This window comes from Streptomyces sp. NPDC060184 (assembly GCF_042728795.1).
Classification (GTDB): domain Bacteria; phylum Actinomycetota; class Actinomycetes; order Streptomycetales; family Streptomycetaceae; genus Streptomyces.
Genome location: NZ_JBHWYX010000016.1, coordinates 13,714 through 33,636 on the forward strand (window position 1 = coordinate 13,714; position 19,923 = coordinate 33,636).

18 protein-coding genes are annotated in these 19,923 nt (G+C 69.5%); 11 read left to right on the forward strand and 7 right to left on the reverse strand.

What is annotated here, in order from left to right; all coding sequences use genetic code 11:
• The first annotated feature begins 516 nt into the window (after positions 1-516).
• From ACFWEE_RS13195 to ACFWEE_RS13210, 4 genes are all read left to right on the forward strand, one after another.
• Positions 517-1,782: a ParA family protein gene (locus tag ACFWEE_RS13195; protein ID WP_386888697.1), complete on the forward strand. Its 1,266-nt coding sequence runs from the start codon at positions 517-519 to the stop codon at positions 1,780-1,782.
• The gene (locus ACFWEE_RS13200; protein WP_386888698.1) at positions 1,779-3,047 is read left to right on the forward strand and encodes a ParB/RepB/Spo0J family partition protein; all 1,269 of its coding nucleotides are present in this window, start codon (positions 1,779-1,781) and stop codon (positions 3,045-3,047) included. The genes ACFWEE_RS13195 and ACFWEE_RS13200 overlap by 4 nt, the downstream gene beginning before the upstream one ends.
• Before the next feature lie 822 nt (positions 3,048-3,869).
• Entirely contained in the window at positions 3,870-4,307 is a 438-nt protein-coding gene (locus ACFWEE_RS13205) for an organic hydroperoxide resistance protein (RefSeq protein ID WP_386888699.1), read from the forward strand.
• Between the two features lie 118 nt (positions 4,308-4,425).
• The gene (locus ACFWEE_RS13210; RefSeq protein ID WP_386888700.1) at positions 4,426-4,647 is read left to right on the forward strand and encodes a hypothetical protein; all 222 of its coding nucleotides are present in this window, start codon (positions 4,426-4,428) and stop codon (positions 4,645-4,647) included.
• 165 nt (positions 4,648-4,812) lie between these two features.
• Here ACFWEE_RS13210 and ACFWEE_RS13215 read toward each other — a convergent pair whose 3' ends face one another.
• On the reverse strand, positions 4,813-5,712 hold the full coding sequence (locus ACFWEE_RS13215; protein ID WP_386888701.1) for an SGNH/GDSL hydrolase family protein: 900 nt from the start codon (positions 5,710-5,712) through the stop codon (positions 4,813-4,815).
• A gap of 299 nt (positions 5,713-6,011) precedes the next feature.
• Here ACFWEE_RS13215 and ACFWEE_RS13220 point away from each other — a divergent pair, with 299 nt between their 5' ends.
• The 3 genes from ACFWEE_RS13220 (at position 6,012) to ACFWEE_RS13230 (ending at position 8,144) form a co-directional block, all read left to right on the forward strand.
• Complete coding sequence (locus ACFWEE_RS13220) at positions 6,012-6,140, forward strand: hypothetical protein (protein ID WP_386888702.1); 129 nt, start codon at positions 6,012-6,014, stop codon at positions 6,138-6,140.
• Entirely contained in the window at positions 6,137-6,721 is a 585-nt protein-coding gene (locus ACFWEE_RS13225) for a GPP34 family phosphoprotein (protein ID WP_386888703.1), read from the forward strand. Before ACFWEE_RS13220 ends, ACFWEE_RS13225 begins: the two co-directional genes overlap by 4 nt.
• 364 nt (positions 6,722-7,085) lie before the next feature.
• Positions 7,086-8,144 carry a hypothetical protein gene (locus tag ACFWEE_RS13230; protein WP_386888705.1) on the forward strand — a complete coding sequence of 353 codons (1,059 nt, stop codon included), beginning with the start codon at positions 7,086-7,088 and terminating at the stop codon, positions 8,142-8,144.
• Between the two features lie 211 nt (positions 8,145-8,355).
• On the opposite strand, the gene ACFWEE_RS13235 is transcribed toward ACFWEE_RS13230, so the two are convergent.
• The 3 genes from ACFWEE_RS13235 to ACFWEE_RS13245 form a co-directional block, all read right to left on the reverse strand.
• The gene (locus ACFWEE_RS13235; protein WP_386888706.1) at positions 8,356-8,898 is read right to left on the reverse strand and encodes a hypothetical protein; all 543 of its coding nucleotides are present in this window, start codon (positions 8,896-8,898) and stop codon (positions 8,356-8,358) included.
• Positions 8,899-9,187: 289 nt separating this feature from the next.
• Entirely contained in the window at positions 9,188-9,958 is a 771-nt protein-coding gene (locus tag ACFWEE_RS13240; protein ID WP_386888708.1) for an MBL fold metallo-hydrolase, read from the reverse strand.
• A gap of 138 nt (positions 9,959-10,096) precedes the next feature.
• Entirely contained in the window at positions 10,097-10,486 is a 390-nt protein-coding gene (locus ACFWEE_RS13245; RefSeq protein ID WP_386888709.1) for a YbaB/EbfC family nucleoid-associated protein, read from the reverse strand.
• A gap of 588 nt (positions 10,487-11,074) precedes the next feature.
• Between ACFWEE_RS13245 and ACFWEE_RS13250 the strand changes: the two genes are divergently transcribed.
• On the forward strand, positions 11,075-11,608 hold the full coding sequence (locus ACFWEE_RS13250) for a sigma-70 family RNA polymerase sigma factor (RefSeq protein ID WP_386888710.1): 534 nt from the start codon (positions 11,075-11,077) through the stop codon (positions 11,606-11,608).
• A 90-nt stretch (positions 11,609-11,698) separates the two neighbouring features.
• Here the strand turns inward: ACFWEE_RS13250 and ACFWEE_RS13255 are convergent, their stop codons facing one another.
• A complete protein-coding gene (locus ACFWEE_RS13255) occupies positions 11,699-13,843 on the reverse strand; it encodes a BTAD domain-containing putative transcriptional regulator (protein ID WP_386888711.1) in 2,145 nt (714 codons plus the stop codon).
• Between the two features lie 549 nt (positions 13,844-14,392).
• On the opposite strand from ACFWEE_RS13255, the gene ACFWEE_RS13260 reads away from it, so the two are divergent.
• Positions 14,393-15,040, forward strand: a complete 648-nt coding sequence (locus ACFWEE_RS13260; RefSeq protein ID WP_386888712.1) for a hypothetical protein — start codon at positions 14,393-14,395, stop codon at positions 15,038-15,040.
• Between the two features lie 478 nt (positions 15,041-15,518).
• On the opposite strand, the gene ACFWEE_RS13265 is transcribed toward ACFWEE_RS13260, so the two are convergent.
• Both ACFWEE_RS13265 and ACFWEE_RS13270 read right to left on the reverse strand, forming a co-directional pair.
• On the reverse strand, positions 15,519-16,082 hold the full coding sequence (locus ACFWEE_RS13265; RefSeq protein WP_386888714.1) for a CGNR zinc finger domain-containing protein: 564 nt from the start codon (positions 16,080-16,082) through the stop codon (positions 15,519-15,521).
• A gap of 316 nt (positions 16,083-16,398) precedes the next feature.
• Entirely contained in the window at positions 16,399-18,033 is a 1,635-nt protein-coding gene (locus tag ACFWEE_RS13270; RefSeq protein WP_386888715.1) for an ABC-F family ATP-binding cassette domain-containing protein, read from the reverse strand.
• 496 nt (positions 18,034-18,529) lie between these two features.
• Here ACFWEE_RS13270 and ACFWEE_RS13275 point away from each other — a divergent pair, with 496 nt between their 5' ends.
• A complete protein-coding gene (locus ACFWEE_RS13275; RefSeq protein WP_386888833.1) occupies positions 18,530-19,198 on the forward strand; it encodes a molybdopterin-dependent oxidoreductase in 669 nt (222 codons plus the stop codon).
• Entirely contained in the window at positions 19,146-19,838 is a 693-nt protein-coding gene (locus ACFWEE_RS13280; RefSeq protein WP_386888716.1) for a cytochrome b/b6 domain-containing protein, read from the forward strand. The genes ACFWEE_RS13275 and ACFWEE_RS13280 overlap by 53 nt, the downstream gene beginning before the upstream one ends.
• The last annotated feature ends 85 nt before the right edge of the window (positions 19,839-19,923 follow it).

Genomic DNA, 19,923 nt, shown 5'->3' on the forward strand with positions numbered 1-19,923 from the left:
TCTCTCCAGTTGGTGATGGGCGTCTCGTCCCCGCGGTCGACCGCTCGCAGTGTGTGGAGTGTCGCGGGTGCCGCTTCGGCGATGACGAGCGCGCGCCTGTCGTTCGTCTTCGCGCTGTCCGGGTGGAGGTCACCGAATCGCTACAGGATCAGTCCGGGGAGATGGCAACCGAGCAGTCCTTGTCACGGGCGGCCACGGGCGGCCACCGGCGGCCGGTGGCGGCCGGTGGCGATGGAGGCCCGGCTGATCGACCATGGCCAGCGCCGTTCTTGGGTGGCCTGCGTGGTCGTGAAGGGTCTTCGGGGCTCGGTCGGGTGTTGAGCAGGGGCTTGTCGACGACACCAACCGCCGATGGTTCGGGTCCGCCGACCTGGCCGGAGCAGCCGGTCGGCAAGGAGATGTGAACCCCGGCGACCTATTACGCCGTAATAGGTGAGGGAGCGTCAACAAGCGGTCAGAGGCAAGAACTAACGTGTCGATGCAGAAGATGATCTAAAGCGTTAGTAAGGTAGCGCCATGAGTATGCCAGCCTCCCCGAGTGACCGGGCCAAAATCGTCTCCAAACTGCCGGGATGGCTCCGTCAGAGCCTCAAGGTCAGAACCGCCCAACTCGGTATCGACATCCAGACGGCGGTGGAGCAGGGCATCGCTGCCTGGTGCGACCTCGCCTCTGCCGCTTCCTCCGTCGACACGGGTGGGGCGGAGTCCTTCTCCACCTTCCTGCCGCCGGGCCAGTGGGAGGAGTTCCGGAGGATCTCCGAGGACCGGAAGGTCTCCCTGATTCAGGGGCTCGCCCAATCGGTGCAGCTCTGGCTCGACACCAACCCGACGCCCGATGTTCAGCGTCCGGAGATCACCCGACGGATCGTCGTCTGCAACCAGAAGGGGGGAGTGGGCAAGACCGCCATCACCGCAGGAGTGGGGGAGGCGCTGTCGGAAGACCCCAACCTGCTGTTCCCGGTGCGTGTCGCCAAGGCTCTCGCCACCGCCCTCCGGGTGGAAGACACGCAGAACCCCGCGGCCGAGAGCCTCAATGACCCCCTCGACGTGGAGAAGCTTCCGGGGCACGGACTCCGTGTCCTCATGGTCGACTTCGATCCTCAGTGCCACCTCACCAACCAACTGGGAGCGGCCCCCCTGCCGATGAACGGGGACAGTCTCACCAACCACATGGCAGGCGACCCGAAGGGTGAACTCCGGGATCTGATCGTCTCGGTCGACGAAGACCACTTCGCAGGCCGGCTCCACCTGTTGCCGGCCTGCCACGACGCCTTCCTTCTGGACGTCCGCCTGTCCGCGGTTCGCGCTCGCGAGGCGGCCTTGGAGCGCGCCCTGATGCCGCTCGAAGCCGACTACGACGTCATCATCATCGACTGCCCGCCCAGCCTGGGCCTGAGCATGGACGCTGCCGCCTACTACGGGCGTCGGCGCGAGGCGGAAGGACCCGGTCAGTCCGGAGCGCTGATCGTCGTTCAGGCTGAGGACAGTTCCGCCGACGCCTATGACCTGCTGACCAACCAGATAGAGGATCTGAGCAACGACCTGGCCCTCGCCATCGACTATCTGGGCATCGTCGTCAACCTCTACGACGGCCGGCGCGGATACATCGCCACGTCGTCCCTCCAGGGGTGGATCGACATAAAGGATCCGAAGGTCGTCGGCCTCATCAACGACCTCAAGGAACAGAAGGAAGCCGTCCGTATGAAGCAGCCCTTGCTGAGCTACGCCCCCGCGTCTCAGCAGGCCATTGCCATGCGCGCACTGGCTCGGGAGATCTCATGAGCAAGGCCGATCAGCTGGGGAACGGGCGTTTCGGAGGAGGTGCCCGACCGGTGAGTGCCCGCCGCGCCGCCATCGGAGCAGCCACCGGGGTGCCGACCGATGGGGTGGCTCCTCCGGCTCGGCTTCCGGTCAGCCGCATCAGCCTCAACCCTGAGAACCCCCGGACCACGCTCGGGGACCTCACCGAACTCGCGGGCAGCCTCAAAGAACACGGCCAGAAGCAAGCCATCACGGTCATGAACCGTGACGCCTACGTGAAGGCCAATCCTTCTCGCGCCGACGACCTCGAAGCCGACACCACCCATGTTGTCGTCGACGGCAGCAGTCGGCTGGCGGCGGCCCGTGAAGCAGGCTTGGCTCATCTCAGTGTGATGGTCGACGACAATCAGGGGAGTGACGGGGACGCGATCCTCGAGTCGGCTCTCGTCGCCAACATTCATCGCAGCGATCTGGACCCGTTGGACGAAGCACGTGCTCTGCAGCGACTGCTCGCCCTGCACGGTTCTCAGGTCAAGCTCGCCAAGCGGTTGCGCAAGTCGCAGGGATGGGTGTCGCAGCGACTCGCTCTGCTGAACCTGAGTCCTGAGCTCCAAGCGGCTGTCGGAGAGGAGCCCGTAGAGCTTCTGCGCTCGGTCGCGAAGGTGCCGCAGGAGAACCAGCAAGCCGTTCTCGCGGAACTCAAGGCTGAGCGGGCACGTAAGGAAGCCGTGCGGCGTACCCAGTCGTTGCCGCCCGGGGCCCCGTCCGAGAGCGTGGAAAGGGTGATTGTTCCGCCTCGGACCGGAGTGGACGCGCAGAAGCCGCAGAGCGTGGCAGGCAACCTCCGCGAACCTGAGCATCTCAAGGAGACTGTGAGCCTCCCGGAGTCGCGTGAGTCGGCGAAGTCCGAGGACACGGACTCTGTGTTGCCTGCTCAGCAGCCGACCACGGTGGTGCCCCCGCCCCACACGCCGGTGCCCGAGAAGCGGAGCAGCCGTCAGGGGGCCGAGGCGGGGGAGGGGTCGAGTCATGACGAGCCGAAGCCGAGGCAGGAGAGGCCGGGGGAGGGCGCTCCCGCCCCGCTGCCCGTCGACACTCCTCCTGGTGATTCCCCCTCGGGCGACCTGCTTGAGGCGAAGGCCACACAGCTGTTCCCCTACGACGACGGCTCCTTCGCGGCGGCGCAGCTCATCCAGAAGATGAGCGACACCGAGTTCGACACGATGCTGCAGATTCTGCAGCGGCATCAGAAGGCGCGTCTCGGGTTGCGATCCACCGCTCAGTGAGACATCAGCGTCCGAGGGCGACATGAGCAGCCGCTCGTGTCGCCCTCAGCGGTGTCTACGGCCCTGGTCGTCAGGAAGAACAGCTGCCGGCCTGCCGGACCGTCAAATCTACGGTCGAATGCCCCGATCGGTACAGGTGTAGCATTTTCGAGCCGTTCGATTCTTCGCTCAGAACGATTCTCCCGAGAACCGCCTCAGAGGCGTCGTCGTGGTTTCTGCGTCTCGACGAACCCTGGAGAGCCGACTGAGGCCCTTCGTTGGGGTCGTACCGGGCTCGCGGGGGGCGAGTGTCGCGCCTCCTCGCGGCGTTGTCGTCGGTCGCCGACGCTCCGCGTCGCTTCTCTCCCTCCTCCGACCTCAGGACTGAGGCGAAGCCCGCAACCGCACGCCGTTCCGAAGTGCGCCCGTCAGGCCGTCCTCGACGGCCCCGCGAGGGCTTTCGCGAGACCTTCTCACCGCACCGGACAACTGGAGAAGTCGGCACCGCGAGACCTGGTCCGCATCTCGATGGCTGACGCGGTGACCTCTCTGCATCGTTACTTCATACGTGTTTGGTGAAGCGGCTGGGCGGTGCGCGATGTTTGGCATACGTATGCATCGCGTCGTTCATACCTGCTGATTGCATCCCGACTGCGGTGGTGGACGCCTGCAAAGCGCACGCGGTGGTCGTCGACGCGAGCGGCATGGAGAAACATAGAAATCACCGCCTTGACTGGTGACGCGAGGGCTGACATGATTACGTCACCGCCTCAACAGGTGACACCTTGGGTGTCGGGTCAGGGGCGGCCCAAGATCTTCCGACTCCGATGGGGAGCATCAGTCATGGCAGTCAGCTACACCGCCGTTGTCGACGTCGATGGAGAAGGCCGAAACGGAGGCCGCGTCCAATCCTCCGACGGTCTGCTGGAGACCAGCCTCGCTCTTCCGAAGGAGCTCGGCGGCTCCGGTGCCGCGACCAACCCCGAGCAGCTGCTGGCCGCAGGTTGGGCCGCCTGCTTCCTCGGCGCCCTCCGCCGAGCCGCCGCACTGCGCAAGGTCCGGCTGACCAGCACCACCATCACGGCCGAGATCACGCTTACCCATGGTGACGACGGCGAGTTCTCGCTCTCGGCGGTCCTCAGCCCCGTCCTGGGCGGCGTGGACCAGGCGACCGCGGAGGAACTGGCCCAGGACGCCCACCAGATCTGCCCGTACTCGAAGGCCACGCGCGGCAACATCCCGGTCACCATCAACGCCGCTGCCGCTGCCGCTGCCGCCTGATCCGGCTTCTCGGACCGCGGGTCCCGTGCCCCTTCCCGCGCCCCCCCGCGCGGGACCCGCACACTTTCCACCGCACCGGTGCCCCCGCCGGCACCGACCACCAGGAGCGAGAGCTGACATGGCCTCCACCGCGCACAGTCGTCCCAACGCCGTCCGGCCCCGTGACGCGACGGCCGCCGATGTCTCCGGTCGCCGAAACTCCGCCGAGTCCGGCGACGAGCAGACCCGGGTGCCGGCAGCGTCCGGGGGAGGTGTCTGGCCCACCCAGAGCCAGGTGTGGAACTGGACGGAAAGTGTGGTGCTCGGCGGATACGGTCCGGCTGCCGGTGCCTTCCTCTGACGCCAGGGGTGGCACCGCCAGGGCGAGGGGGAGAGGCGCCGGCCAGGCGCGGAGCCGGGCCGACCTACCCGTCCACCGGTCCGTCCGGGCCGGGACCCGGACACACGCGACCGGCCCGGACCCGATGCCTCCGCCCGAACCTGCGACCGCACGACGGTCCGACCTTCAGTGGCGACGCGCCAGCGCGCCCTCGGCGGCCGTGGCCATCGCGCTCTCACCCGAGGCGTTGGGGTGCAGAGGACCCGCTGGCGTCTCGGGCGCGAATGTCTCGATCCAGCGCACACCGGTCGGCTTGCAGAGGTCGTGCCCGATGGTCGGCGTGTACGTGTCGACGTACTGCGCGCCATTGCGGCGGGCTTGGCGGGCCAGCATGGAGTTCAGCTCCTTCTCCCTGTCACGGAGCCAGGAGAAGTCACCTGCGGCCAGCGGCACGGTCTTGCCGGTGCAGCCCACGCCGTCCTCGGGGAAGAGGTCGGGGTAACCGACCACCACCACGCGGGCGTGCGGCGCGCGCTGGTGGATGCCTCGCAGCACGCGCGCGACCTTCGGGCCGGTGGCCGCGACGGCCTCCGACACCTGGTCCGATCCGTCGGTGAAGTGCGTCCGGCACGGCGTGCCCGCGGGGTCGCCGGAGGCCAGCTGCGCGCAGGTGCCCAGCACCGTCGAGAAGCCGATGTCATTGCCGCCGATGGTGACGGTGACCAGGTCGGTACTCCGGCCGAGGGCGTCGAGTTGCGGCGCCACTCCCTCTGCCTGGGAGGCCGTCATGTCCGCGGTGGTGGCCCCGGAGCAGGTGACGTCCGTCAGGGCGGCGGAGCGCGACTGTGCCACCAGCGAGGGGTAGTTCTGGCTGGAGCGCAGGCACGTCGGGTCCACCTGGGTGGGTACGTACGGGGCCGAGGCGTACGAGTCACCGAGGGCGACGAGGTCCACCCGGTGCCGGGTGGAGGAGACCGTGCTCGCCGCGGCGGTTCCCGCCGGGGCGAGCACCGCTCCGGCGGAGAGCAGGGCGGCTCCCACCGTCAGGGCACGCACGGCGCGGGAGGCGGGGAGGAGTTTTCTCAAGATCTGTCCTTCCAGGATCGGTCATGGGTCTCCGCCGGGAACGCCGTCCGTCACTGAACCCTCCGGCCGACGCCCGAGGCCTTCCACGGGGAGGCGTTCGGGGAAGGCGGGGCACCCACCATGGACACGTATGCGGGGGGTACCAGGTGGCGGCAACGTGGGTAACGAATCGATCACGGACCTCGCAGGGGCGACGGCCGGCCGGAAGCGCGGCACCGGTTCCGGCCGGCCGACCTTTGCGAGCGAACCCCCCTCCGATCGGCGCCCGTTCGACCGGAAACACGTTCACCGGAGGACACATGACGACAGAGAACACCTGCGGCCCGGCCATCGCCGTCGCTCCGCCGTACCCCGACCGCGACGTACCGGCCTTCGCCACGCTCGGCGAAGCGGGACCGCGGCTGCCGGAGACGAGGCGCGACTCATGACCACCGCACGGGACCTCGCGCTCGTCGTCCTGGGCATGCCGGCGGACCGGCAGAGGGATCTCTCCCTCGCCCTCGCCGGTGCCGAGGGCATCGACCTTCTGGAACGGGGCGCACTGCGCCTGGACGGGGACCGCATGGTGCCCGGCAGCGAGCCGGCGGGAGAAGACCCCCTGCTGAGCCGGGCCTTCACCGGGATTCGCCGGCAACGGCCGTACGAGACGGTGGGTGAGTGGATACGACGCCACGGTATCGGGCTGGCCGAGGCCTACGCCGGGGAACTGGAGAGCACCGGTCTTCTGGTCCGTCCCCGGGGCCGCGGAATCCTGGCGCGTCCCGCCCCGGTCCTGCCGGCCGACTCGCCGGAGCATCGACGCGCGGACGAGCGCCTGGCCTCGGGCGAGCCCGTGCTCACAGCCCTGGTCGGCGTCCTGGACACCGGCGGGATACCGGCGGACGTCGACACCGGGAACGCGGTGTCGACCGTGCTTGCCGCCGTTGCGGAGACGGTGACGGCAGTGGAGGCAGCCCGACTGCGCCGGTACGTCGAGGACGCCGCGTTCGACAACATCTGGCGCGCCTGAGACGCCGTGTTCCGAAAGTCCCGTCTGTCGGGCGACGCCCGGCACGCACGCTCGCCGTGTTGTCGGGATCGCCCCGGTACATCCAGTATCGGGGCGACCCTCCGCCGTGCGATCGCACGCACCGGACACCGTCCGACCCGCCCTCCGGGCGGACGACGCTCCTTTCACAGCACGGCCCAAGGCCGTCGTCGGATCGCGCTGGGCGCGTACGGCCCCGGCGCCCGATGCGGCCCGGTCCGACCGGACGGCCCCGGGAGCGCGGTGGCACCTTCGAACCTGTCTGAGACATGTATCACCCAGATGTAGAGTCGAGAAACGTGTGAACGGCTGGGTTCGCACCCCACGCCAAGGAAGAGGTGCGGCGATGACCGGGCCGGGTTACCGGGACAGAGTGCAGGCCGAGCTTCGCGGCGGTGCGCCGCCCCGCGCGCTCGACGTGGCGGCGCTGGCGCACGAGGCCTGCGCCGGTGACCTCCGCAAGGTGTGGGGCGAGGTCGTGCGCCACCTCGGCCGCCAGCCTGCCGCCATGCGCGGGCTGCTGCTGGAAGCCCTCCCCGAACGGTACGCACGGGCGGCACCCGGCTCCGGTCTCCGGCTGGGGCTGCTGCACCTCGACGCCGTGCTCGGCCGGGACCTGCCCGGCTCCGCGCTGGCCGCCGAACGGCAGGAGGCGGTCGCCGGTGTCGGGGACCACTGGGCCGTCCGCGACCAGACCTGGCTCCACCTCGTCCACGCCGAACTCGACGCGGGGCGTCCACTCCCGCCTGCGGCTGTGGCCTCGGTACGCCGCACCGCCCTGCTGGTCGACGACCCCGCCTGGGCGGCGCTGGCCGCACGGCTCACGGAACCCCTGCTCAACGTGGGGGAGAACTGGTCGGACGCGGCCCTGGCCGACCTCGCCGTTCTCGGGGCTCAGTGGCGCGGCCTGGTGGCCCACGCCGCGACCGCGCGGACCATCAGGCCGACGGTCAAATGGGAGCGGAAGGCCGACGAATCCCTGACGATCCTGGGCGAGGCGGGGGTGCGGGAGCAGATCCTGACCTGGCTCTCCCTCGTGGGCCGGCGGCGCACTCTCCCGTACTCCCCGGGCACCGCCGGCCGGTGGACAGCGGTCGAAGGGCCGCCGGACCCCCACAACGGGAACGTCCTGCGTGGGCTCGTACTCCTGCTCTCCAGAATGGGGCCCGACGAGAGGACCGTGACGGCCCTGGGCACTCTGGTCGACCTCTGCCTCCAGCAAGTGCCCGATGGCGGCCCACGTGACCCGAAGCTGGCCAACGCCGCTGTGAGCGCCCTCGGGCGTCTCGGGGACCCTGCCGCTCTGGCGGAGCTGGGTCGGCTTGCGTCGCGGACGCCCCGCGGCAACACACGCTGCCTGATCCTCAGCCGTCTACGGGTGCCGCAGGCCAAGAGCCTGGGATGAAAGCCTGGCCGCAGGCTTCTGAGGCCCCGCTGTCGACGGCTCTCCGACCGCGGGGACAGGCGTGGTGTCGGCGGACCCGGCCCTCCACGGGCGTTGAGTCAGGCGGAACGCCGGCCACGGTCCCTCGACCGTTCCCGTGGAGCGGTCGCCGCCGGACGTACACCGACGCCGGGCCGACGATCGCCACACGGGAACGAGGGTGCGTCCGTCGTCAGCCTGCCGTTCCGGACGACACGAGGGTGTACATGACCGAACGCTGCTGCTTGTGACGCTGGATGCGCCCCTTGGCGACCAGGGCCTCCAGGGTGTTCCGTACCACCTGAGGTGTCGGGTCGCGGTCCGGGTGCTGCTCCATGAGCTCGTCCCGCAACTCCTTCGCCAGACGCGGCTCCTCGGTCCGGCCGAGCAGTTCCATCAGCAGATCCCCGAGAAGCGGGCGCGACTTCCCCTTCGCACCGGCCCTCGCCGTGTTGCCCGCCGCGGTGCCCGCGGGTGCCGTGCGCCGTGAGGCGCCGGAACGCTTCGTCTTCCCGACGGGCGGCTCGTCCTGCAACTGCTCGGGCAGACGCGAGGCGTCAGCGAAACCCTCGTACCGCTCGGCGAGGCTCAGGATGTCTGCCAGGAGGGACTCCTCCTGCTTCAACACCGTGATTCTTTCCGCCAGCTCCTGCTGTCGTCGGCGGTTCTGCTCCAGGTCCGACGCGGCTTGTTCTACGTACCGCGACCGGAGCGTGGCGGCTGACTGGCTGGTCACAACCGTTCACTCCCTCGATATGGATGATGTTGCGCATGGTACCCAGGCCCAGGGTCCCGTGCTGGTGACTGTGGATGCCGGACTGTTGTCCGGCATGTTCCTTCTTCACGATAAGCGTCTAAGTGTTCAGGCGTCCGGACACATACTGGCGCTTTCCGAGCAGTCATGGTCCTGCCGTCGGCCGCAGAGTATTCCGTCGACGCTGAAGTGCCCCGAAAATGTGTCGGCGAATCATCTGAAATCCCCTTCACAGGTCCGTGCGACCGGACGCAGCCGTGGTGGCTGGAGATCACGTCCTGCCATGGGCATGTGCGCGGGCCGCCCGGACCGCATCCCGGACGGAGCCGTGATGGGCAGGTCCGTGTCCGGGCAGCATGACCCCCGCGTCCACGTCCTCGATCACCTCCAGGGACTCCAGGGCCCGGTCGCGGTCGGTGTGAAACATCCCCGGCAGCAGCTGCGGCCCGCTGATCCGCGACGTCGGATGCGCGGTCACCAGGGCATCACCGGTGATCAGGACGCCACTGCCGGGCAGGTGATATGCGCAGTGGCCCCTCGTGTGTCCCGGTGTGTGGAGAGGGACGGGTCCGCCGGGCAGGTCCAGCGCACCGGTCGTGGCGAAAGCCCGCGGCTCGGCGACCGGAACCCTGGTGGTTCCGCCGGCGCTCAGGGCGTGCACGGCCCACGGGAGCACACCGGGCTGCCAGGCCCGTACGAGGACCTGGCCGACCGACACCTGGTCGAGGAAGTCCCGGCGTGCGTGCGGAACCTCGTCGGCATGCATGAGTACGGGCACGTCGTACGTGGTACGCAGGTGCTCCGCCGCCCCGATGTGATCATTGTGCGCGTGGGTGACGAGGACTGCGGCCACGGAACGAGCGGTCAGCCCGACCGCCTCCAGTGAGGCCAGCACGGCGTCGCGGTCGCCTGGATAGCCCGTGTCGACCAGCGTGCAACTGTCACCGTCCTTGACGATCACCCAGTTGGTGTTGCTGCCGGTCACCGCAAAGACGCCACTGCCGACACCGACGATGTCGTCGTGGTGCAGAACCTTCGGCACGGACGTTCTCCATCCTCTCCGTCCTGGCGAGACCCGTCCTCGGGCACACCGGATAAGCGAACACGTGGCTCCATCATGACACGTGTGAGCAGAAAGGCTCCCTGCGCGGATCCAACGCTTTTCCGCATCGATCCGCTCTCACACCGCGAACCGCACACGTCCCCGGTTCGCGTCGGGCATCTCCTCCTCGTTCCGGTGCTGCCGCTCGAACGGCAGCACCGGCAGGGAGGCCGCGGCCGACGTCATGATGGCGGTCGCCCTGGCCGCGGCCTCGGCGCGAGCGGTTGTCAGCGCTTCCCTCACGCTCTCGCCGAGCTGGCGAGCGGTCAGCTCGCGGGGTCCCTCGTGGGTGAAGCGGACTCCGGCCGCATGCCCGTCGGCGCCCACCGTGACCTCCACCACCCCATTGCTGGAAGGCACCGTCACCGAGAGCGTCCTCATCTGCTCCCACGCCCTGCTCAGCGCCCCGTACCGCTCGGCGAACTCGGCGAGTACCTGTTCCAGACGTCCGGCCGGTGGCGTGTCCATGGTCATCCTCATCGGTGAAGCCACCCGGAGGCGGCGTGCCTTCCCGCGTGGTTCGCCGTCCTCCCCGTACGGGACGGGCCGTGCGGGGAGGGCACGGCCGAGGGCGGCTCCCGGCACATGAGGGACACGAGACTCGGGCACCTCTGGTTCAGAGGCCGGAGAAACTCCCACTTACCCGATCAGGTACCCGACCCGTGCCCGTCGTCGGCAGTCGACACGTGTCAACTGCATCGGGGCCATCCCGGACACTCTCCGCCGACTGCGGCTCAACATGCACACGTATCTCCCGAGGTTCGCTCGTGGAGAGGGGGTCAAGGCGGCTCGGCGTGCGTGACATATACCTCATGCGTGAACGTTTGGTGAGAGGACGGCTGAGGAGGGAGGTTGGCCGTTCTGAAGTCAAACTGCCTGATGAGAAGGGGTTTTACCGACGGCGGCCGGCCGTCTTTCCGGCCAACTGTGTCCGCGGGGGCCGGGGGTGACGTCCGGGCGACACAAATGCGGCAGTTTTCCGGCACCAACACATGCCTAGAGTGCACACGCGGGGGTTACATCCGGCCCTCGGTTGCCGCACGACAGAGAACCAGGATGGTTCAGAACACTATGGGTACGCCCCTCGCGACCACGTCCCGGTCGGACCTGCTCGGAACGATCATGAGGGAACATCGGGACGGCCTCGTCTCGTACGCCGAGAAGATGCTGGGTGACCACGGACTCGCCGAGGACATCGTGCAGGAGACCACGCTCAGGGCCTGGCGGAACATCGACCGTCTGCTCGGAATGGAAGGCTCCGTCCGGGGTTGGCTCTTCACCGTGACACGCCATCTGGTCATCGACTGGGTCCGTAAACCGCACGCCCGCAGAGAGGTCGTCGGCGTCACCTGCACCGACCCCGCATCGCGAACCGACAGCACCGAGCGGGTGCACGACACGCTGGTGGCCAAGCCGCTGCTGCGTCGGCTGTCCCCCGAGCACCGCGCCGTACTCGTCCACATATACCTGTGCGACCGCAGCATTCAGGAGACTGCCGGAATCCTCGGGGTGCCGACCGGCACGGTGAAGAGTCGTCAGCACAACGCGCTGCGCAAACTTCGCAGTGTGGTGCGTTCCGAGGCCGCCTGATCCGGTTCTCCGCCGATCCCCTGCCCGGTCAGGGAGTGTGCCGGGCGATGTCGGCGCGCATCCGCCGGAGTTGCGCCGGGGCGATGACGATCACTGATCATCTGTGAGGTTTCCGGAAGGTCCGAAACACGTCTCCAGCGCTGAGGTCAGGTGACGCCCAAGGGTCTCGCCCAGGGGCTGGTCGCCGACGCGGCGGACGAGTTCCGGCAGGAGACTGCGCTCGGCGATGATCCACTCGGCGGCGACCGCGGGCCCGTCGAACGGCTGGGGCCGCACACCCGGCCTCAGCGGTGGCAGGGCCATGGACGCGCGGTGCGGTGCCAGCAGCGCCGTGGCCGCGTCGACGCTGTACAGGTAGTGCTCGAACATCCTCGTCAGCGCCGCGGAGCGGGCAGTCTCCGAATCGAGGACCGAGCCGAGTTCGCGCGCGTGGGTACGCAGTAGCTCGTGGCAGGTGTAGCGCCCGGCCACCGGTTCGACCAGCAGATGGTGATCCATCAGCTCGGCCAGGCACTGCCGGGTCCGACGGGGATCGGTGCCGGCGAGGCTGGCCGCGGCGGCCAGCGTGAGATCCCGCGCGGGGTGGAGGCCCAGCAACCGGAACAGCCGCGCCGCGCCGGTGCTCAGCGCGCCGTAGGAGCGGTGGAACGAACTGCGGACGTCGACGCGGACATCGCTGCTGGACAACGCGTCCAGGCGTTCCTCGGCGTCTTCGAGGCGGGCCGCGTGTGCCGCGAGCGTGAACTGCGGCTGCACCAGTGCCCGGGCGCTGACGACGGCCAGGGCCAACGGCAGCCCGCCGCACAGCTCGACGATCTCGTGGGCGGCGTCCGCCTCCGCCCGCGTCCGGTCGGCGCCCAGGCGCGCGTCGAGCAGTTCGAGGCCCTCCTGGTGGGACATGGGCCGCAGCGTGACGATCCGGGCGTCGTCGGTGACGGCAAGGCCCTCCATTCGCCTCCGGCTCGTGATGAGCGCCAGGCTGCCCGGGGCCGCGGGCAACAGGGGGCGTACCTGTTCGCAGTCCTCCGCGTCGTCCAGTACGAGCAGCAGCCGCCGCCCCCGCAGGGCGCTGCGGTAGGCGGCGCCGAGACGGGGCCCGCCGCTGTCCGCGCCCAGCGCGTCGAGCACCTGAGTGAGGGCCGCGGTCGGATCGAGCGGGGCCAGCGAGGTGTGGTGCCCCTGGAGATCGATGTATATCTGGCCGTCGGGGAAGTGGTCGGCGACCATGTGTGCCCAGTGCACGGCCAGGGTGGTCTTGCCGACTCCGGCCATGCCGCAGAGGGCCGCGGCCGTGGCGGGTGACCGGCTCTCGCGCTCCAACGGGAGCAGCCGCAGGCACTGGTCCACTTCATCGCGGCGACCGGTGAAGGTGCCGCAGTCCGAAGGGAGTTGCGCCGGGCGCCCCGCCTCCCGGGTGGCCGGGGCCATGGGGTCGGGTTTCCGCAGGACCCGGCGTTGCAGTAGATGCTGCTGGGTGGCGCGCAGTTCGGGACCGGGCTCGACACCGAGTTCCTCGGCCAACGCGCGGCGGACGGCCTCGAACTGCTGGACGGCCGCGGCCTGTCTGCCGGTGACGGACAGCGCGGCGATCGTGCGGGAGTGCAGCGCCTCGTCGAAGGGATGGTTCTCCACGGCCCGTCGCAGCACCGCCAGGACCTCCTCCGTCAGCGCGGGTGCCGCGGAGAGAACGGCGTCTGCGGCCTCCTTCACCGTCGCGACGAACTCGTGCCCGACCGAGGTGAAGACCGGGTGCCGGGCCACCGGGGTGCCGGCCGCGACGACGGGGCCGCGCCACAGATGAAGGGCTTCGACGAGGTCCTGCGCGGCCTGTGCGGGATCGCCGCCCCTGGCGGCCAGACGCGCCCGGGCGCGCAGGTCCCGGAAACGCAGGAGGTCCGACGTCGTGGCGTCGACGCGCAGCCGGTAGCCGTCGGCCGCGCGTACGAGATGCGCGGCGTGCCTCCGGCTGCGCAGTCCGGGTTCGAGCGCTCTGCGCAACGCACCGATGTGCCGGTGCAGCACGTTGACGGCGCTGGCCGGTGGCTCGTCGTCCCAGAGGACGTCGACCGCCTCGTCCAGGGTGAGCGGTCCGGGGGCACGGAGCAGCAGCAGCGCGAGGAGGGCCAGCCGTTTCGGGGGCCCGAGGTCGATCTCGTCGGCGCCGCGTGTCGCCCGCACGGTGCCGAGGACTGCGTAGCGCACTGTCGCGTCCACTTCGAGGCTCGCCTCGCCCATTCTCGTGTGCGTATGTCCTCCGCCCGGTGCTCTGCCGTCCTGTCGTCGTGACGAGGCCTTCTGCCGTCGGGCGGGCTAGGGCGGCGGCGTGCAGCCGTGTCCCGAGACCTGTTTCCGCTGCGAAGACCGTCGGACCCCGTGACCAGGTGCCGGCATACCCTCGGGCCGGATCCGCTGATGACCGTACGGACAGGATGTGCGGATTTCCCCTGTTCTCACCTTTCCGAGAGAACTGCCAGGCGGTTCCGGTGGCCTTCGACCGCGGACGAACCGACTGGGGGTGATGGTTCCATCGCCTACGTCACCTGTCAAGATGGTTACTTTGGCGTGAAAACATGTCCGTCATGGGGGATCATCAAGTGGCGACACTTCACCGAGGAGCGCTACATGTACGGGAAGTCAGGTAATGGGTCTGACGGCGTCGTCTGAAGGAGTGTGTGAGACACATGTTCTCCGCTGCGGAGTGACATGTCTCGTGGCCGTCCACTCCGCCGGCTTCCTCGGCGAGTTCCCCGCCGTGTCCGTCCCGCCGGTGGGAGGAGGATTCCCGTGTACGTCCTGATTCCCGACGACCCTGTGTTCTTCGCGAAGTTCCAGAGCCTCGAGGAACCGCTGCTGCGCCATCTCCACCGGCTCCACGGTGCTGCCCGGGAGTCCCACGACGAACACGTCATCGCGGACGCCTACGACAGCTGGGTGCAGGTGCTGTTGAAACTGCCGCTGTGGTCGCGGTGGCACACCGATGCCCCCGCCGGCCAGCCGCCGGGCGAGCAGCCACGGTATGTGCTGCACGGTGCGAACGGCGGTCAGCTCGCGACCCTGTACCCCATCGAGGTGAGCGCGGTCGATCTCGGACGTCTGACAGCCTGCCTGGACCTGTTCGTCCTGGGCGCCCGGAACCCCGGTGGAGTCGGGCGCCCCCCGGGTGCCGCGGACCCGCAAGATGCCGCAGGGCCTTCCGCGGAGGAGGAGCACCTCACCGACGTCTTCCGGCGGGTGATGGAGGTCCTGCTGCTGCCTCCTCCGCGATTCCTCCTCGACACCGTGCGACAGGGCGAGCCCTCGGGGCCGGTGGTCTCGGTGAACCTGCGGTCCGAGGAAGAGGCTGACTACCGGAGCTTCTGCGAGGAGATCGTGACCATCCTCAGTTCGGGCGACACCTTCGCCCACCGCAGTCACCGGGCTCTGTATTACTGAAGCGATGGCGCGGGCCGCGAGTGTGGCGGTGCCGAGCACTCGCCCGTGTACGCGGGGGATCTGAACCTTTCGGGTCCGCGCCGCGTTCTTCGGATGGAGGTTGCGCCGTTGACAGGCGGGCGACGACGCCGGGACGGGGCTCCACGTCCGGCCACATCCCTGTGGTCCGATCCCGTTCCGTGACGGCGTCCGGTTCCCTCGGGCCGACGTGACGCACCCTTGCGTGAACCGCCACGCTGCGCGGGCGTGTTCACTCCTGAGCGGCCCCCCGGAGACGGACCCTCGCAGGGTGGGCCGAAGAGGGGCCGGGCCCACCTGCCGGTGCCCGCCCCCGTACGGCCCGCCTCCCGCCGTCCCTGTGGTGGAGGCGGGCCGTACGCGTCCGTCCAGGCACGGAGCGGGACGGGGGCAGAGGGCCTGCCTGCCCTGACAGGACGACCCTGGACGGGGGAGATCCCACGGGTGGCCGGGAGGTCCCTCAGCGTGCGGGTACGGCGGCTGCGGTCTTCTTCCGAGCCCGGTAGGCGGCGGCCTTGTTCTTGTTCCCGCAGGACTCCATGCCGCACCACTGGCGCCGCATGCCCCGGGAGCGGTCGATGTACACGCGCGTGCACTCAGGGTTGCCGCACTCCTTCATCAGGGGTACGTCCGGGCCGCTGAGCAGTTCGACGGCCTGGCGGGCGACGGTCGCCAGGGCCTGCTCGGGGGTCGCTTCGGTGAGCCGCCCGGCCTGGGTGAGCTGCGGAGTCGCCGGCACTCTGCGCGCGGCGGCGTTGACCGTGTCGAGCGCCTCCTCGTCGAAGTCCGCGCCGAGCCGGCGGTCGGTGACGAGCCGGTAGACGGCTTCGCGGACGGTGATCGCGTTCCGGACGTCGTCCTCCCCGCCGGGTGTCACCGTGTCCACGAGGCCGGACTCCTGGTACCAGACGTTCAGACGCTCCGGCGTCACGAACATTTCGAATCGGGTGGAGCGCCGGGCACGGAGGGTGGCCGCGAAGTCCAGTGCCGGGTGCCCGCATACGAAGACATGGTTAAGATTCACATCACCATCTTGACAGGTGACTCCTGGCGGACGCAAGGATCGTCACCGCTTCGGACGGTGCTATCACCTTCGGCGGTCGCCCGGCGCACCGCCCCACCCGCGTTCGTCCAGGCCAGGGCCTCGTACCAGGGGCTTGTACCAGGGCCTGGTGCCAGTGCTCGGCCCTGCCCGGGCCGAGCACTGGCACCGATCTCACGGATTCTCCCTTCGCCCGCCCTTCGCGGACGGTTCCAGCCGGAAAGCGCGGCGCTGAAACCGCGGGCGCGGCCGTCGGTCCCCGCGCGCCACGACGACGGCCGCGTCCGGGGCCCGGGGCTCACACCGCGGGGGCTCCCGCTTCCTTGAGCGTTCCGTCGGCCAGCCCCAGCCAGCGGTTCACTCCGATCGAGGCGAGGAACCGCTCGTCGTGGCTGATCACCATGAACGCACCCTGGTACGAATTGAGCGCGCTCTCCAGCTGGCCCGCGCTGACCAGGTCGAGGTTGTTGGTCGGCTCGTCGAGCAGCAGCAGCTGGGGTGCCGGCTCCGCGCACAGCACGCAGGCCAGCGTGGCGCGCAGGCGTTCGCCGCCGGAGAGCACCCCGACCGGCAGGTGTGCCCGCGCGCCGCGGAACAGGAAGCGGGCGAGCAGGTTCATGCGCTCCGCCTCGGGCCGCCGCGGTGCGAAGACGGTGAAGTTCTCGGCCACCGTGAGGTCCAGGTCCAGCAGGTCCAGGCGCTGCGAAAGGTAGGCGATACGGCCGTCGTTGCGCTTGATCTCCCCGGCGTCCGCGGCGAGGTCCCCGGTGACCAGACGCATCAGGGTGGTCTTGCCGGCGCCGTTGGGACCGGTCAGTGCGATGCGTTCGGGACCCCGGACGCTCAGGTCGACACCGCCCGCGGCGAACACGTCCCGGTCGCCGAGCCGGACCTGCATCCCCTCGCCGAGGAAGAGGTTGCGCCCGGCGGGCACCTGGGTGTCGGGAAGTTCCAGGGTGAGACGCTGTTCGTCGCGCAGCGCCCGGCCTGCCTCGTCGAGGCGGGCCTTGGCCTCGCTGACCCGGGAGGCGTGCATCTGTCCGGCCCGGCCCGCGGATTCCTGCGCGCCCCGCTTCATGTTGCCGGCGAAGATGCGCGGCAGGCCGGCGTTCTTGAGGTTCTTGGCGGCGTTGCTCGCCCGGCGCTCGGCGCGCTCGCGGGCCTGCTGCAGTTCCCGCTTCTCCCGCTTCAGCTCCTGTTCGGCATTGCGGATGTTCTTCTCGGCGACCTCCTGCTCGGCGCGCACGGCTTCCTGGTACTCGGTGAAGTCACCTCCGTACAGGCGCAGTTCGTCGCTGCCGAGTTCGGCGATGCGCTCCATGCGATCGAGCAGTGCGCGGTCGTGGCTGACGAGCAGCAGACAGCCGTGGAAGTCCGTGAGCACGTCGTAGAGCTTGTGCCGGGCCGTCGAGTCGAGGTTGTTGGTGGGCTCGTCGAGAAGCAGGACGTCGGGCCGCTTGAGCAGTTGCGCGGCAAGACCGAGGGAGACGACCTGGCCGCCGCTGAGCGTGCCGAGCACGCGGTCCAGGGTGAGGTCGGACAGGCCCAGGCGGTCGAGCTGGGCACGGGTGCGTTCCTCGACGTCCCAGTCGTCGCCGATGGTGGTGAAGTGTTCCTCGCTCGTGTCCCCCGACTCGACGGCGTCCAGGGCGCGGATCACTTCGGCGACACCGAGCACCTCGCCGACCGTGAGGTCGCCGGTGAGGGGAAGGCTCTGCGGGAGGTAGCCCAGCGTGCCGTTGACCGACACCGAACCCGTGGCGGGCCGCAGTTCGCCCGCGATCAGCTTGAGCAGCGTGCTCTTGCCGGAGCCGTTGGGAGCGACCAGGCCGGTGCGGCCGGGGTTCACGGTGAAGGAAAGGTCGTGGAAGACCGGGGTGTCGTCGGGCCAGGCGAAGGAGATGTGGGAGCAGACGATGGCGGCGTCGGACATGGGAAGACCTCGGAGGTGCGGAGGGCGGAGAGTCCCGCCCTGGGGCAGACGGAGAAGTGGGTACGACGAGACGGACCACCTCGGCAGCGCTCCTGTGCGCCGGCCGGCGGCCGTCAGATCCGGGTCTCACCCCGAGATGTCGTCGTCACCCACCACGTGTGCGGCTCCTCGTCATGCGGTCTGCGTGCCTCGCAGCCTAACAGCTGATGCTTCCCGCGCCGGGTGGTCCGACGTGCGTCGGTCGGCGAACACTCATACGTGTGCTCGCGCCGATGCTGTTGACAGGCCGATGGTGGCATGCCACCATCGTCACCTGTTTAATAGGTGACGATGCGGGGAGGTTTCCGGCACCAGTCACACATGTGTCCGGCTGCCCGGACCCCGTGCCGCCCCGGACGGCAGCACGCGACGGGGCGTCGCCACCCGAAGGAGCGCAGAGAGCGTGGCAGGAAAGCCGAATCAAGGAGCCGAGGGCGCGCCGGTGGGTCGGCGGGCGCTGCTCGGCATGCTCGGAGCGGGTGCCGTCGGCCTTGTCGCCGCGCCCTCTCTCCAGCGTGGCTGGGAGGGATTCCTCAGCTCCGCTTCCCAGTTCGACAAGACCGGACTGACCGGGCTGCTGCCCAACCCGGGGGGCTTCCGGTACTACAGCGTCGTGGGCTCCGTACCCCGCAAGGACGAGACGAACTACGCGCTCACGGTCGGCGGACTGGTGGACAGGCCGGCCACCCTCACCCTCGCCGACCTGCGTGCCATGCCTCAGACCCGGGTCGTCGCCGACGTGCTGTGCACCGACGGCTGGCGCGTGGACAACACGCCCTTCGGGGGCGTGAAGCTGGCGGACATCCTCGATGCCGCCGGGGTGCGCTCCACGGGCGCGGCGGTCCGCTTCACCTGCTTCGACGGCTCCTACTCCGAGAGTCTCACCCTGGAGCAGGCCCGGCGCTCGGACGTCCTGGTGGCCCTCGACATGCAGGACAAACCCATCACCCACGAACACGGCGGCCCGGTGCGCCTGTACGTGGCGCCCATGTACTTCTACAAGTCGGCCAAGTGGCTGTCCGGTATCTCGGTCACCGACAGGGTCGTCCCCGGTTTCTGGGAGGAACGCGGATATGCGATCGACGGCTGGCTCGACGGCGCCGACCGGAAGGGCGACGCGGCCTGACCCCCCGGGCCGGGTGCGCCGCTTCAGCCCCGCCGAGCGCATGGTGCACCGCGCCACCGGTTACCTGATGCTGGTGTGCCTGGTCTCCGCCGCCTGCCTGTACCTCGGCCCCCTCGCCCAACTCGTCGGACGACGCCACGTGATGGTCACCCTGCACGAGTGGTCGGGCATCTCCCTGCCTCTGCCCTTCCTGCTGGGACTCCTCTCCGCGGAGTTCCGCGCCGACCTGCGACGGCTGAACCGCTTCGCGGTGTACGACCGCCAGTGGCTGCGGGCCGCCCGCAAGCGCCTCAGGTCGCCGGGGGCACGGCCGGCGGGCAAGTTCAACGCGGGGCAGAAGCTCTACGCGGGCTGGATCGCCGGTGCCGTGCTGGTGATGATGTTCACCGGCCTGCTGATGTGGTTCCTGGGCCTGCTCCCCTTCATCTCCCGCACCAGCGCCATCTTCGTCCACGACCTGCTGGCCTGGGCCATCACGTTCGTCCTCATCGGACACATGCGCAGGGCGTTCGAGGACCCGGAGGCGAGGCTCGGGATGCGTACCGGGTACGTGGGCCGGTCCTGGGCGCAGACGTATCACTCCCGATGGCTGCGGGACGAGCCCCGGGGCGACGGGGCCGGGAGATCGGACGAGACGTAGGGACCCCTTCCTGCCGGTCGGCCCGCGACGCGACGGTGTCGCGCCGTACGGGCGACCCGGGAGTCTTCCGGGAGCTTCGCCGGAC

Excerpts from the sequence above, each read along its gene's own strand:
- ACFWEE_RS13245 (WP_386888709.1), bottom strand. The coding sequence starts at position 10,486 with ATGGACACGCCACCGGCCGGACGTCTGGAACAGGTACTCGCCGAGTTC.
- ACFWEE_RS13255 (WP_386888711.1), bottom strand. The coding sequence starts at position 13,843 with ATGGGCGAGGCGAGCCTCGAAGTGGACGCGACAGTGCGCTACGCAGTC.
- ACFWEE_RS13230 (WP_386888705.1), top strand. The coding sequence starts at position 7,086 with ATGACCGGGCCGGGTTACCGGGACAGAGTGCAGGCCGAGCTTCGCGGC.
- ACFWEE_RS13205 (WP_386888699.1), top strand. The coding sequence starts at position 3,870 with ATGGCAGTCAGCTACACCGCCGTTGTCGACGTCGATGGAGAAGGCCGA.
- ACFWEE_RS13270 (WP_386888715.1), bottom strand. The coding sequence starts at position 18,033 with ATGTCCGACGCCGCCATCGTCTGCTCCCACATCTCCTTCGCCTGGCCC.
- ACFWEE_RS13210 (WP_386888700.1), top strand. The coding sequence starts at position 4,426 with ATGGCCTCCACCGCGCACAGTCGTCCCAACGCCGTCCGGCCCCGTGAC.
- ACFWEE_RS13250 (WP_386888710.1), top strand. The coding sequence starts at position 11,075 with ATGGTTCAGAACACTATGGGTACGCCCCTCGCGACCACGTCCCGGTCG.
- ACFWEE_RS13200 (WP_386888698.1), top strand. The coding sequence starts at position 1,779 with ATGAGCAAGGCCGATCAGCTGGGGAACGGGCGTTTCGGAGGAGGTGCC.
- ACFWEE_RS13225 (WP_386888703.1), top strand. The coding sequence starts at position 6,137 with ATGACCACCGCACGGGACCTCGCGCTCGTCGTCCTGGGCATGCCGGCG.
- ACFWEE_RS13220 (WP_386888702.1), top strand. The coding sequence starts at position 6,012 with ATGACGACAGAGAACACCTGCGGCCCGGCCATCGCCGTCGCTCCGCCG.
- ACFWEE_RS13195 (WP_386888697.1), top strand. The coding sequence starts at position 517 with ATGAGTATGCCAGCCTCCCCGAGTGACCGGGCCAAAATCGTCTCCAAA.
- ACFWEE_RS13280 (WP_386888716.1), top strand. The coding sequence starts at position 19,146 with ATGCGATCGACGGCTGGCTCGACGGCGCCGACCGGAAGGGCGACGCGG.